The organism is Micromonospora sp. L32, from assembly GCF_052068055.1.
GTDB classification, from domain to species: Bacteria; Actinomycetota; Actinomycetes; order Mycobacteriales; family Micromonosporaceae; genus Micromonospora; species Micromonospora purpureochromogenes.
Window position 1 is genome coordinate 65328 of record NZ_JBQHDD010000009.1, and the last position, 13763, is coordinate 79090.

Genomic DNA, 13763 nt, shown 5'->3' on the forward strand with positions numbered 1-13763 from the left:
CGCGCGGTGGAGGCACTCAAGGCTGATCCGGCCATGTCGTCGCTGCGCCGGTCGCTGGAGTCCTACTACGGCGATCCGGAGCGCGAGGCGGCGATGGACGAGTTCTACGCCCGCTTCGTCCGGCCCGGCGACGTGGTCTTCGACATCGGGGCCCACGTGGGCGACCGGACCGGCAGCTTCCGTCGCCTCGGGGCACGCGTCGTCGCCGTGGAGCCGCAACAGCTGTGCGTGCGCGCCATCCGGCGCATCTATGCCGGGGAGGACGACGTCGTCGTCGTCGAGGCGGCCTGCGGAGCGGACGAGGGCAGCGTCCGCCTGCACGTCAACTCCCGCAATCCCACGGTGACCACGGCGTCCTCGCACTTCCTGCAGGCGGCCCACGGCGCCGGCGGCTGGGAGGACGAGGTGTGGGACGCCACGGTCGAGGTGGCCGCCACGACGCTCGACTCCCTGATCCGCCGCCACGGCACGCCGACCTTCGTCAAGATCGATGTGGAGGGCTTCGAGGAGGCGGTGCTGGCGGGCCTGAGCCGCCCGCTGCCCGCGTTGTCCTTCGAGTTCACCACGATCGAGCGGGCCGTGGCGCGGCGCTGCGTCGCCCGCCTCACCGCGCTCGGCTTCGACGCGTTCAACATCGCCTTCGGCGACGACATGGCCCTGGCCTTCGGGGAGTGGATGTCGGCGACGGAACTGGCGGAGCGGCTCAGGTCGCTGCCGCACGAGGTCAACTCCGGGGACGTCTACTGCGTGGCGCCGACCGCCGGGTAGCGCCCATGCGCCGCCTCCTCCCGCGGGAGGAGACCGGGCTCCGACCGCCGGCCGCAACCGGGGCCCGAGGTCGGGCGCGCCCCGACGACCGGTTCACGAGCATCTACAGGTATGACTACCTCGTTGCGCCGGGCGGCACACTGGCACCGCCCCATGATGGTCTTCGTCGCGGGGATGGCGGTGCTCGCCGTCGTCGCCGCGATCGGCATCCTCGCCGATCCCCGCGTCCTCACCGGCGTCCCGATCTGGCTCAAGCCGTTCAAGTTCGCCGTGTCGTTCGTGCTGTACGGCACCACCCTCGCCTGGATGCTCTCCCTGCTGCCGCGACGCAGCCGGACCGCGGAGCGGGCGGGCACGGTCATCGTCGCGATGTCGCTGGCCGAGATGGCGGTGATCGTCGGGCAGGTGCTGCGCGGCACGACCAGCCACTACAACGAGACGACTCCGCTGAACGCCGCACTGTGGCAGGTGATGGGCGCGTCGATCATGGTGCTCTTCGTCGCGCACCTCGTCATCGGCATCGTGGTCCTGCGGCAGCCGATGGCGAACCGGGTCGCCAGGTACGCGGTCGGGTGGGGGCTCGGCCTGTCCCTGCTCGGCATGCTGGCGGCGATACCGATGGTGGTGCCCGGCCAGGACCTGGCGGCCGAGGGGATCGCCGGGGCGCACAGCGTGGGCGTACCGGACGGCGGGCCCGGGCTCCCGCTGGTCGGCTGGAGCACCACCGGCGGGGACCTGCGGATCGGGCACTTCGTGGGGCTGCACGCCCTGCAGGCGCTACCGATCCTGGCGATCCTGCTGAGCCGGTTCCTCGGGGCGTGGCTGGACGAGCGCAGCCAGGTGCGGCTGGTGGTCGTCGCGGGCGCCGCCTACGGCGTACTCACGATGCTGTTGACCTGGCAGGCGCTGCGGGGACAGCCGCTGCTGCGGCCGGACGCCCTCACGCTGGCCGCCGCCGCGGCCTTGGCGGCCGCGACCGCGACCGCCGCCGCGCTGGTCCTCGTCCGCCGACGCCGCTCCGAACTGGCGCTGGCCGCATGACCGGGACGCTGTTCACCCTGACCTTCGCGCTGGCCGCGCCGTTCTGGGCGCTGATGCTGCTGCTGCCGCGCTGGTCCGGGACCGCCCGGATCATCTCTTCTCCGCTGATCGTGCTGCCGGTCCTGGTGAGCTACGCGCTGCTGGTGCTCCCGGCGCTCGCCGACGTGCTGCCGGCCGTGACGGCGCCGACCCTGCCGGGGGTGCGCGACCTGCTCGGCAGCACCGACGGCGCGGCGGCGGCCTGGGCGCACATGGTCGGGTTCGACCTGTTCGTCGGCCGGTGGGCCTGGCTGGACGGTCGGGAACGGGGGGTGCCGGCGCTGGTGATGGCTCCGGTGCTGGTGCTGACGATCCTGCTCGGGCCGCTCGGGCTGGCCGCCTACCTCGGTCTCCGGGCGAGGTGGGCCCGGCCGGCGGTCGTTCCGGCCCGCGAGTCGCAGCGCCTAGGCTGATCCGGTGGGGTGGGTGGGACGGCTCTTCGACGCGCGCGACACGTTCGCGCGGATGCTGCTGCTCGACCTCAGCGGCGTCGGCTACCTGGTCTTCGGCGCCCACGCCGGACGCTCACCGACGACCACCCAGTGGATCCTCGCGCTGGTCGCGTTCGCCGTCGGGCTGGTGTGCCACCGCCGGGCGCTGGTCAACCTGGTGGCGCAGGCCGCGCTGCTGGCGGTCGCCATCCAGCTCGTCGACGACACCACGATCAACCAGGTCGGTGCCAGCTGGGCCCTGTTGGAGCTGGCCATGCGGGCGGACCGGCCGCGGCTCATCTGGCTGGCCGCCGGGCTGCTGGCCGCGGTGGACCTGACCGACTCGATCGGCGACCCGTTCCGGCGGTTCCTCTCCGGCGTCTTCGGGCTGACCGTGGAGGTCGGCGTGCCGCTGCTGCTCGGCCTGGTCATCCGCACCACCCGGGAGCTCGGCCGGCAGGCCGAGGAGCGGGCCGCGGCCGAGCAGCGCCGGCGCGAGTCGGAGAGCCGCGCCGCCCGCGCGGACGAACGCAGCGCCATCGCCCGCGAGCTGCACGACGTGGTCGCGCACCACGTGGCGTCGATGGTGCTGCGGGTGGGCGTGGCCCGGCACGTGCTGACGGAGCTGGATCCGCGGGTGGGCGAGGTCTTCGACGACGTGCACGGCACGGGGACCGCCGCCCTGGCGGACCTGCGCCGGCTGGTCGCGGTCCTGCGCGACCCCGACGGGGTACGCGGTGACGCGGCGCTGACCGCGATCGAGCCGGCGGCGCTTCCGGCGGCACTCGGCGCGGCGGTCGACCGGGCCCGCCAGGCCGGTGTCACCGTGGAGGCCGACATCGACCCGGCGGTCGGTTCGCTCGACGCCGTCCGGGGCCTGGCGGTGTTGCGGCTGACCCAGGAGGCACTGACCAACGTGGCCAAACACGTCGGCACGTCGGCGCGGGCGCGCCTGGCGGTGTCGGTGGTCGACGGGGCCGTGCACTGGGAGGTCCGCGACGACGGGCACGGCCGGGTGCCGGCGGCGGTACCGCCCGGCGGTGGCCACGGCATCACCGGCATGCGCGAGCGCGTCGAGGTTCTCGGCGGCCGGCTGGAGGCCGGCCCGACCGGCGCGGGTTGGCGGGTACGCACCGTGCTCCCGGCCGCCGCGTCGACCGCTCCCCCCTGCCCGCCGGTCCCCCGCGCCGGCTCGGCCGCACCCCACGAGACGGAGCTCGCATGATCCGCGTCCTGCTGGTCGACGACCAGCACCTCATCCGCGCGGGCCTGCGCATGCTCTGCGACGCCCAGCCCGACATCGAGGTCGTCGGCGAGGCCGACAACGGTCGCGACGCGATCAGCCTCGCCGCGCGGCTGGTACCCGACGTCGTCGTGATGGACCTGCGCATGCCCGGCGTCGACGGGATCACCGCGACCAGCCGGATCCTCGCCGACCGCCCCGCCACCCGTGTGCTGGTGCTGACCACCTTCGGCGACGACGACCACCTCTATCCGGCCCTGACCGCCGGTGCCTGCGGGTTCCTGCTCAAGGACGCACCCCCCGCCGACCTGCTCGACGGCGTCCGCCGGGCCGCCGTGGGCGACAGCCCGTTCAGCCAGGAGGTGCTGCAACGCCTGGTCCAGCGCGCGGTGCACGCCCGCCCCGAGACGCCGCAGCCGGCCCCGGGGCTGACGGCGCGCGAGCAGGACGTGCTGAACCTGGTCGCCGAGGGGCTGTCCAACACCGAGATCGCCGACCGGCTGCACATCGGCGTCACCACGGTGAAGACCCACATCACCAGCCTGATGACCAAGACCAACAGCCCCAACCGGGTACGCCTGGCCCTGTTCGCCCGCGGCGGCTGAGTGACGCCTGCGCAGGCTGGATGCGCGCGCTGATCAGGTCAGGCGAGGAGGTGCCGGAGGGTCTCCGGGCCGCTGTCCCGCTGCCCCGCGCGGTCGAAAGTCGCTTGCCGCGCACGGTGGGCTCCGGGATGGTGGTGTCCATGACGCTCTGACGGACAGCACCCCTGCTCAGGCCACCGCGGCGCCGACCGGCGCCGTCATGCCGCCCGTCCGTACCCTTTCGCGAGAAGCGAGCGTCCTTGTCTCAGCACCACTCCCGGCCGCCGTCCACCCCGGCCACCGTCACCGTGTTCGCCTCCCCCACAAGCTGGATCGAGTCGAATGCCCTCGCGCAGTGCCAGCAGGTGGCCGCCCTCGACGGCATGATCCACGTCGCCGGCATGCCGGACCTGCACCCGGGCAAGGGCGCCCCCATCGGCGCCGCCATGGCGTCGACCGTGTTGTATCCGTTCCTGGTGGGCTCCGACATCGGTTGCGGCATTGCCGTGTTTCCCATCAAGCTCAAGCGCGCCGTACCCGAGAAGCTCGCCGCCCGATTCCCCGACCTCGACCGCCCGTTGGACCCCGAGCGGGATGCCGACGACCCGGCCTGGGCCGTCATGGCGGGCGACGTTCCCGCCGGTCACGTCGAGGGCCTCGGAACGGTCGGCCGGGGTAACCACTTCGTCGAGCTGGCGCGGATCGACAGCGTCGTCGAGCCGGGCCACGCGAGCCGTCTCGGGCTCGCCGCAGGCGACTTCGTTCTCATCGTCCACAGCGGTTCCCGAGGGCTGGGCGAGCGGATCCTGCGGGCGCACACCGAGGTCCACGGCGCGGGCCGCACCCCTGATGCCGCCGCCTACCTGGCGATGCATGACGACGCCGTACGCTGGGGTTCGCTCAACCGGCGGCTGATGGCCGCCCGGGTCGCCCACGCCCTGGGAGCGGAACCCACCGAGCCGATCGTCGATCAGTGCCACAACCTGGTCGAGGTCCGCGACGGGGTCTACCTGCACCGCAAGGGCGCGGCGCCGGGTGACGGCCGCGACGTGCTCATCGCCGGTACGCGCGGCACTCCCTCCTACCTCGTGGCCGCCCACGCCGGCCCGGATGCCAACCACTCCGTCGCCCACGGCGCGGGCCGCAAGATGTCCCGGGCGGACGCCCTGCGCCGGGGCCGGGCCAAGCACACCGTCGAGGAACTGCGCCGTACCCCGGTGGGGTCGCTGGTGGTGTGCGGGGACCGTCAACTGCTCTTCGAGGAGGCGCCCACTGCCTACAACGCATCGAGCAGGTGATCAGCGACCTCGTCGACCACGACCTGGCCACCCCCGTGGCCACCACCGTCCCCCTGGTCACCTACAAGACGCCCGACATCGGGTCCACGCCCCGATCGGACCGCCGGAACCACCGCCGTGAACGGGGCCGGCCATGAGCGTCCACCTGCTCATGTCCGCCGGGCGTGGCCCGCAGGAGTGCGCCTGGGCGCTGGCCCAGCTGCTGGGCCGGCTGGCGGCCGACGCCACCCGGCAGAACCTGGTGACCCATCGGGTCCAGACCGTACCCGGGGACCGGCCCGGCACCTACCGGTCGGCACTGGTCGAGATCTCCGGCGCCGGCGCCGAGGCGTTCGCCGCCTCGTGGAGCGGAACCCTGTGCTGGCAGGCCCCCAGCCCCTACCGCGCGGACGCCGGCCGGAAGAACTGGTACGTCACCGTCCGACCGTGCCGGGTCGACAGCCCGGTCACGACCTTTACGGAAGCAGATGTCGACATCGTCGCCTGCCGTACCGGCGGCCCCGGCGGTCAGCACCGCAACAAGGCCAGCACGGCGGTACGGGCAACCACCGTCCCTCCGGCATCGTCGTCGTGGTCGACACCGAGCGGCAGTTCAGCCTCAACCGCCGCATTGCCGTCCAGTTGCTGCGCCAGCGCATCGAGCACGGCGACGAGACAGCGCGGCGCGCCGCCACCACCGCCCGATGGCGCATCCACGACGAGCTCGTACGGGGCAACCCCACCCGCATTGAACGTCCGCATCCGTCAGGACAGGACACGGCCACACCGCATCGGCCACGCCGGCGACGGCGGCAGTCCGCACAGCCGCGCTCACCGCGGTAGGAACATCGCATCCGCCACCAACGGGATCGACGCAGCGAAGCGGCGTTCAGGAGAAGCTGACGCGGGGCGGGTCAATGCGGCGGCGCACCCAGGCTGTCACAGATTGTGGCGGTCGTCGGCCGGCAGGCGAGGCGGTTCCGGCGGCTCGGGCGACTGGTCGGGCTGACCAAGCTGCGCGACCTGGGTCGGATCGAGGACCCGAGAGAGGAACGAGCGGGTCCGTTCGTGCCGTGGCGCACCGAGCACCTCCTGCGGCCGCCCCTGCTCGACCACCACGCCGCCATCCATGAACACGACCCGGTCGGCCACGTCCCTGGCGAACGCCATCTCGTGGGTGACCACCATCATCGTCATGCCGTCCTCGGCCAGGTTGCGCATGACGGTGAGCACGTCACCGACCAGTTCCGGATCGAGCGCGGAGGTCGGCTCGTCGAAGAGCATCAGCTTGGGCTCCATCGACAGCGACCGAGCGATCGCCACCCGCTGCTGCTGCCCGCCGGAGAGTTGCGACGGGAACGCGTCGGCCTTGTCGGTCAGCCCGACCCGCTCCAGGTTGTTGCGCGCGATCCGCTCTGCCTCGGCGCGGCCGCGCCGGAGCACCCGGCGCTGGGCGATGGTGAGGTTGTTCAGCACGGTCAGGTGCGGGAAGAGGTTGAACGACTGGAAGACCATCCCGATGCCGCGACGTACGGAGTCGATCTCGACATCCGGGTCGGTCATCTCGACCCCGTTTACCCAGATCTTGCCGGCGGTCGGCTCCTCCAGCAGGTTGACGCACCGCAGCAGCGTCGACTTGCCGGATCCGGACGGCCCGATGACGCAGACCACCTCGCCGTGGCCGACCTCGAAGTCGATGCCCTTGAGCACTTCGAGCGGACCGAAGGACTTGTGCAGGTCGCGGATCTCGACGGCGGGGCGGGGTTGGGTGGTCGTCATGTCAGTCACCGAGCCTTGGCGTAGCGGAGTTCGAGACGTCGTACCACCTGGGAGAGGGGCAGCGTGATGACCAGGTAGGCGAACCCGGCCACCAGCAGCGGGGTGGCGTTCACCCGGTCGTTCAGCGTGTCCCGACCGAACTTGGTGACCTCGATGGTCTGCGCGGTCACGCCGAGCACGTACGCGAGCGACGAGTCCTTGGTGAGCAGGATGAGTTCGTTCGTCAGCGGTGGGATCACGACCCGGAACGCCTGCGGGATGACAATGGTGCGCATCGCGGTGAAGTGCGACATGCCGAGGGTGCGCGCCGCCTCCATCTGCCCCTTCGGCACGGCCTGGATGCCCGCCCGGATGGTCTCGGCCATGTACGCCGCGGCGGTCAACCCGAGACCGATCGCGATCGAACCGAACACGCCGCCCGGAATCTCCCGCTCCGGGAAGGCGATCGGAATGCCGTACCCGACGAGGAAGAGCACCAGCAGCGCGGGCAGACCCCGGAACAGCTCGATGTACGCGGTTGCGACCCAGCGGTACGGCGCCACCCGGGACAGCCGCATCAGCGCGAGGATGGTGCCGAACACGAGGCCGAAGGCGAACGCACCCAGCGTGTAGAGGATCGTATTGCGCAGCGCGACGGTGATGATCGTCGGGAACATCGACTCGATGATGTCGACGCGGAAGAACGCCTCGCTGAGCCTGTCCCAGTCCGCGGCGAAGATCACCGCGGCGATGACGGCGATGAAGGCCAGGTACTGGAGCCAGAGGAACAGCCGCTCTCGCTGGCGGCGTCGCAGCTTCACTGTTCGATGCTCCTTGCTACGCACAGGTTGAATACGCGGAGGGCGCGCGACAGGCGCGCACCCTCCGGTCGTGGGGTTCGATCAGGCGTTCGGCCGCTTGCCGATCCACTTCTCGTAGACGGCGTCGTACCTGCCGTCCTGCTTGGCCTTGGCCAGCACCTCGTTGATCTTCTTGAGCAGTTCCGGGTTGCTGTCCTTCTTCACCGAGAACCCGTACTGCTCGCCGGTGTCGAACTCGGCCGCCACCTCGAAGCCGCCGGGGTGCTCCTTGATGTACTCGGTCCAGACCGGCAGGTCGTTGATGGCGGCCTCCACCTGGCCGTTGGCGAGGGCCTGCTGCAGGGCGGCGAGATCCTCGAACTCGACGAGTTGCAGGCCCTTCTCCTTCTCGAACTTCCGGGCGTAGTCACGGCCCGTGGTCGCCGCCTGGACGCCCAGCTTCTTCCCCTTGAGGTCGTCCAGCGACTTGAGCGGCTTGCCGGTCTTGACCAACATCGCCTGCGTCGCGTCGAAGTACGGGTCAGAGAAGTTCATCACCTTCTGCCGTTCCTCGGTGATCGTCATGCCGGCGGCAGCCGCGTCGCACTTGCCGGTGTTCAGGTCCTGGCCGGACTTGATCCCCTCGAACGGTGTATCGACGATCTTCTGCTCCACGCCCAGTTCCTTGGCGACCAGGTCCATCACGTCGACGTCGAACCCGATCACCTTGCCGCTGGGATCCTTGGACTGGAACGGCGCGTACGGCAGGTGGGTGCAGACGGTCAGCTTGCCCTTCTCAACGAGCTTGACCCCGCTGGCCTGGACCTCACTGTCATCCTTCTTGGCGCATCCCGCGCTCACCGCGAGGGTGGCGATCGCCACGATCAGGCCAGCCTTACGGACTGCGCTGTGGAAAGTCACGCTGTGTCCCTCCGGTTCGGCGCCCGTGTGACAGGCAGCCAGTGTTGGTGCAAAGACGATGTGACAGGCGACGGTACCTGATTCGGCAGGACGTACCTAGATCACGTCGACTCTTGAGTCGATCCTGTAGCCGTCACGGTCAGTAAACCCGGCACTCGGTACGAAACCGGGTGCCAGTGGGCGGCGCCAGCAGACCCGGTCAACCGACGCCGCCCGGTGGGCTACCGGGTGGTCGCGCAGCTGCCGTCGGAGTCGGTCGTGCCGCCGAGGTCGACGATGCGCGCCCGGACGGCCCGGCAGTTGCCGGGACCACTCCGGCTGGTGTTTCCGCTGATCACGGAACCCTTCAGCTCCACCGCGCCGGGTCCGGACCGGTCCTCGGTGCTCCCCGGCAGGTAGGCCAGGGAGATGTTGATACCGCCCCCGCCGTCCTCGGCGTAGTTCTCGGTCACCTCGGAGTCGACCACGGTGACGGTACGTACGCCGCGGACGTCAATGCCACCGCCCAGCCCGGCCAGTTCCCCCGGGCGGGTGGGGTCGTGCGGATTGCTGACCCTGTTGCGGGTGATCGTCGACCGCTCGACCAGGCCGACCGAGTCGAACCGCAGCCCGCCGGCCTCACCCGCCTCGTTGTCGTCCACCAGGCTGTCGCGCAGGGTGAAGGAGGTGAACGGGATGCTCTGGACCGCGCCGCCGAAGCGGGCGCTGTTGCCGGTGAGCCGGACCCGCTCCATCGTGAGGTCGGATGCGTTCAGCGCGGCGCCCCCGCCGTAGTAGTTGTAGACCGAGGCGACCGGGGCCGACACGCCGCCGGTAATGGTGAGGTCCGAGATGGTGGCCGGTCGCAGGACGGTGAAGACCCGGTCGAGCCGACCGCCGTCGATCACCGTACGGTCCCGGCCGGCGCCCACGATGGTGGTGGGCTTGACGATCTTCAGGTTGCCATGCGCGGTGTCGGCGAGGGTGTAGTCGGTGAACGCGCGGCCGACCAGCGGCGGGATGCGCAGGGTGTACCGCCCGGCGGGGACCACGATGGTCGAGTCCGACTGTGCGTTGGCCTCCATCACCGCAGCCCGCAGCGTGCAGACGCCGTCGGCGGTGCGGCACCGCCCGTCCCCGGGCGTCCGATCAGGAGCGTCGGAGGTGCTGTCCACTTCGAACCTCCCCGGCGGCGGGGTTACCGCACTGCCCCAAGCGGGGACGCCGGGGACTGAGACGACGGTCAACGACAGGGTCAGCGCGCCCGCGGCCAACCGCGGCGCATTCATCAGGTTCTTCATATGCCAATAGCTACCGCCGGGTAAGCCGGCTAAACGAGCGAAGAACCCCAAAGGGTGTGAAGCATCGCATCCGACCCGTTAACCATGGATTCATCCCGGTCCCCTAACCAGGCGACGTGGACCGCCGGGTACTGCTGTTCGCTGCCGTCGATTGCAGTGGTGTGAACGCCCGGCTGGTCGCGTACCGCTGTCAACCGGTGGACGGGTCAGCGGGCGGCGTCCGGGTGCCCGCGCATGCCGGAGCCACCGCCGCTACCACCGGAGGACCCACCGGCCACGCCCGACCCGTCGTCCTCGGTGACCAGGTCCGGGCGTACGTCGGTGTCGTCCGGGGCCGGGACCTCGGTGTCCGCCTCCACCTGGACGAGGCGGGCCTGGCCGGCCTCGTTCTCGGCGTGCTCCGGATCGACCGGCTGCTTTCCTTGCCGCGCCCTGTACCCCACGGCCGTCTCCCGTCGGTGGTGGATCTGTCCGGCGACGGCTACCCGCCGCCGTCCGGGCGAAACCTTGTCGGTGCACGCCCGCACCCTCGTGCGTCCGGGGGCCGCCGGTGCCTCCGGCCCGCACCCCCCGGCCCGCGCCGACGCCCGCCCGCGCATGCGGGTGCCCTTTCGGAGAATGAGTGGCCTTGGAAGCTGGAATGGCCACTCCTTCTCTGAAGGAGGGCGCCGGGAGGCGGCGGGGTGTACCGGCGGCGGGAGCGGGTAGGCGGGCCCGGCCGACCGGCTGCGCCGCGGCCGGGCTCGAATCGCGGATCAGGGGGGCGGGAGCGATGCCGCTTGCGCAGGCGTCACCTGGTCACCGCGTCCGACCCGGCCGGCGCCACCCGCCGCCGCACCGCCGATGAGCCGGGTCCGGAACCTGCGCGTCCGCCCCGACCTGCTGTACGTGGCGAGCGGGTGGAGCACCCTGGTCACCGACGTGCGCGGCCGGATCACCGGCGCCGAGCCGCAGGGCTTCTTCGCGCGCAACACCCGGATGCTCAGCGCCGAGCGGCTCACGGTGGACGGCCGGGAACCGGTCGCGTTCAGCACCGCGAACGTACGGGGTCACGCGCAACTGTCGTACGCCGAACTCGGCGACGGCGAGGCGCTGCCCTCGCAGGCGGTCTACCTGCTGACGGAACGGTTCGTCGGGGACGGGCTGCGCACCCGGCTGAGCGTGGTCAGCTACGCCGCCCGGCCACGCACCCTGCCGGTGCGGATCCACCTCGCCGCCGACTTCGCGGACACCAGCGAGGCCGAGACGGGACGCCGCCGGCAGTTCGGCGACGTCGACCGGGCGTGGGACCCGGCGGAGCGGGAACTGCTCCTGACCTACCTGCGCGACGACCTGGACCGGGCGGTGGCGATCCGGATACGCGCCGACGCCCCCGTCCGGTACGTCGACGGCGCGCTCGCCGTCGACGTCACGGTGCCGCCGGGTGGCAGCAGCCGGGTGGATCTCCTCGTCGAGCCCGTCTTCGACGGCGAGCGCCTGGTCGCGCCGCCGCCGACGTTCACCGACCCCACCGACGCCGCCACGGCCGCCGGCGCCCGCCTCGCCCGCGAGTTCACCCGGCTGAGCAGCAGCAACTTCGACGTCACGGCGGCCTGGCGGTGCGCGGTCGACGACCTGACCGTGCTGCCGCTCGGCGAGCCGGCCGGGCCGACGGCGCCGATGGCCGGGTTGCCGATCTACCAGGAGATCTTCGGCCGGGACACGATGACCGCGTCGTGGCAGGCGTTGGTGGCCGGGCCGACGATGCTGGCGGACAGCCTTCGGCTCAACGCCCGCCACGTCGGGCAGCGCGTCGACGACCGGCGCGACGAGGAGCCGGGAAAACCGCTGCACGAGGCCCGCCTCGGCCCGGTGTCGGTGCTCGGGCTCGACCCGTTCACCCACTACCACGGCGACTGGTCCACGGCGCCGGACTTCCTGGTCTTCCTCGGGCAGTACCTGGCCTGGACCGGGGACCTGGACACGGTGCGGGAACTGCTGCCGACGGCGCACCGCGCCCTGGACTGGCTCGACCGGTACGGCGACCTGGACCGGGACGGCTTCCTGGAGTACCACTGCCGCGCCCGGTCCGGCCTGAAGAACCAGGGGTGGAAGGACTCGGACACCGCCGTCGTCGACGAGCACGGGCAGGTGGTGCCGAACCCGATCGCGAGCAGCGAACTCCAGGCGTACTGGTACGCCGCGCTACGGCACGCCGCCGTGGTGTTCGCCGCGACGGGCCGGCCCGCCCTCGGCGCGAAGCTGGTGGCCCGGGCCCGCGCGTTGCGTCGCCGCTTCCACCGGGCCTACTGGATGCCCGATCAGGGCTGCTACGCGATGGCGCTCGGGCCGGACGGGCGGCAGGTGCGGTCGGTCAACTCCAACGACGGCCACCTGCTGACCACCGGCATCGTGCCGACCCGGGTCGCCGGCCTGGTCGCCCGCCGGCTGCTGGCGCCCGACATGTTCAGCGGCTGGGGGGTGCGGACCCTGTCGGCGGCGCATCCGGCGTACAACCCGTTCAGCTACCACCGGGGCAGCGTGTGGCCGGTGGAGGCGGGCACCATCGGTCTCGGCCTGGCCCGGTACGGCTGCTGGGCACAGCTGCACCGGCTGGCCGAGGGGATGTTCGCCGCTGCGGCGCTCTTCGAGGACCACCGCCTGCCGGAGGTGCTCAGCGGCCTGCCCCGCGACGACGCCCATCCACATCCCGGCGTCTATCCCGACTCCTGCTCGCCCCAGGCGTGGTCCGCCAGCTCGGTGGTCGCGCTGGTCCAGGCGCTGCTGGCGCTGCGCCCGGCCGCACCGCTGCGGACGATCTTCGTGGACCCGCACCTGCCGGAGTGGCTGCCGGACCTGACGCTGGAGGGCGTACAGGTGGGACGGGCCACCGTCGACCTCACGGTGCGCCGCCGGCGCGGCGGGCGCACGTCGATCCGCGCCCGCGGCGACCGGATAGCCGTGGTGCGCCGCCCGACGCTGCAGGCGACGGCGGTCACCCGCCACCGCTCCTGACCAGCGGTACGCCGCCGGCGCCCGCCGGTCCGGATCGCCGCCGTCGGGCAGAAGGGGTGGCGATGCCGTCCGGGAGAGCCGCCTACGAGGACCTCAGATGGCCGTGGCCTTGGCTACCTTCCACTCGCCGTCGACCGGGACCAGCGTGAGCACCACGCGGTTCTGGTCGACCTTCTCCCCGGCGGTGTTCACGTTGCGCCGGAACTGGTTGAGGTACACCAGCAGCTCGACCCGGTCGGTGGTCGCGGTCACCACGCCCGTCGCGGACACCTCCGCAGCCACGACCGCCTGCTGCTTCGCGGCGGTCTGCTTCAACGCCGCCGTGGTCTGCTCGTACTCCTTCCCGAAGGAGCCGGTGGCGAAGCTGCGGCCGTTGGCGACGCTGTCGTCGAAGGTGCGGTAGTCGTAGGAGAAGATCGCCTTGGCGGCGGCGGGCGCGGTGGCCAGCGCCTGACGTACGGCGGTGTCCCGCTGCTCGGCGCGGTGGTCGCCCCACCACGCCAGACCGGCGACGGCGGTCGCGACCACGATCGCCACGACCAGAGCCGGGACGAGCCCGATCCGGGCGGCGGGCCGCCGGAGCACGCGCGGCCGTCGCGCGAAGTCGACCAGGGTACGCACGGGTCC

Annotated in this window: 12 protein-coding genes and 2 pseudogenes; 8 read left to right on the top strand and 6 right to left on the bottom strand. The window is 71.9% G+C overall.

Annotated features, from left to right (window positions below):
* Positions 1-33 precede the first annotated feature (33 nt).
* The 7 genes and pseudogenes from ACTMTB_RS23635 (at position 34) to prfH (ending at position 6226) form a co-directional block, all read left to right on the top strand.
* Positions 34-768, top strand: coding sequence for an FkbM family methyltransferase (locus ACTMTB_RS23635; protein WP_441148570.1), 735 nt, complete (start codon positions 34-36; stop codon positions 766-768).
* A 111-nt stretch (positions 769-879) separates the two neighbouring features.
* Complete coding sequence (locus ACTMTB_RS23640; protein WP_441148423.1) at positions 880-1809, top strand: hypothetical protein; 930 nt, start codon at positions 880-882, stop codon at positions 1807-1809.
* Positions 1806-2261, top strand: a complete 456-nt coding sequence (locus tag ACTMTB_RS23645; RefSeq protein ID WP_441148424.1) for an ABA4-like family protein — start codon at positions 1806-1808, stop codon at positions 2259-2261. Before ACTMTB_RS23640 ends, ACTMTB_RS23645 begins: the two co-directional genes overlap by 4 nt.
* 4 nt (positions 2262-2265) lie before the next feature.
* The gene (locus ACTMTB_RS23650) at positions 2266-3504 is read left to right on the top strand and encodes a sensor histidine kinase (protein WP_441148425.1); all 1239 of its coding nucleotides are present in this window, start codon (positions 2266-2268) and stop codon (positions 3502-3504) included.
* On the top strand, positions 3501-4127 hold the full coding sequence (locus tag ACTMTB_RS23655) for a response regulator transcription factor (RefSeq protein ID WP_210775892.1): 627 nt from the start codon (positions 3501-3503) through the stop codon (positions 4125-4127). The genes ACTMTB_RS23650 and ACTMTB_RS23655 overlap by 4 nt, the downstream gene beginning before the upstream one ends.
* Before the next feature lie 239 nt (positions 4128-4366).
* A pseudogene (locus ACTMTB_RS23660) lies at positions 4367-5541 on the top strand (RNA ligase RtcB family protein).
* Positions 5538-6226: pseudogene (gene prfH, locus ACTMTB_RS23665) on the top strand (peptide chain release factor H). The pseudogenes ACTMTB_RS23660 and prfH overlap by 4 nt, the downstream one beginning before the upstream one ends.
* 96 nt (positions 6227-6322) lie before the next feature.
* Here prfH and ACTMTB_RS23670 read toward each other — a convergent pair.
* The 5 genes from ACTMTB_RS23670 to ACTMTB_RS23690 form a co-directional block, all read right to left on the bottom strand.
* Positions 6323-7162, bottom strand: a complete 840-nt coding sequence (locus ACTMTB_RS23670; protein ID WP_441148426.1) for an amino acid ABC transporter ATP-binding protein — start codon at positions 7160-7162, stop codon at positions 6323-6325.
* 5 nt (positions 7163-7167) lie between these two features.
* Entirely contained in the window at positions 7168-7962 is a 795-nt protein-coding gene (locus ACTMTB_RS23675) for an amino acid ABC transporter permease (protein WP_210775896.1), read from the bottom strand.
* A gap of 81 nt (positions 7963-8043) precedes the next feature.
* A complete protein-coding gene (locus ACTMTB_RS23680) occupies positions 8044-8862 on the bottom strand; it encodes a basic amino acid ABC transporter substrate-binding protein (protein ID WP_441148427.1) in 819 nt (272 codons plus the stop codon).
* 221 nt (positions 8863-9083) lie between these two features.
* Positions 9084-10016, bottom strand: a complete 933-nt coding sequence (locus ACTMTB_RS23685) for a hypothetical protein (protein ID WP_441148428.1) — start codon at positions 10014-10016, stop codon at positions 9084-9086.
* Positions 10017-10348: 332 nt separating this feature from the next.
* Entirely contained in the window at positions 10349-10585 is a 237-nt protein-coding gene (locus ACTMTB_RS23690) for a preprotein translocase YidC (protein WP_441148429.1), read from the bottom strand.
* 400 nt (positions 10586-10985) lie between these two features.
* On the opposite strand from ACTMTB_RS23690, the gene ACTMTB_RS23695 reads away from it, so the two are divergent.
* The gene (locus tag ACTMTB_RS23695; RefSeq protein ID WP_441148430.1) at positions 10986-13136 is read left to right on the top strand and encodes an amylo-alpha-1,6-glucosidase; all 2151 of its coding nucleotides are present in this window, start codon (positions 10986-10988) and stop codon (positions 13134-13136) included.
* Between the two features lie 93 nt (positions 13137-13229).
* Here ACTMTB_RS23695 and ACTMTB_RS23700 read toward each other — a convergent pair whose 3' ends face one another.
* Positions 13230-13757 (bottom strand): hypothetical protein, encoded by a 528-nt coding sequence (locus tag ACTMTB_RS23700; RefSeq protein ID WP_210775901.1) that lies wholly within the window; start codon positions 13755-13757, stop codon positions 13230-13232.
* Positions 13758-13763: the final 6 nt, after the last annotated feature.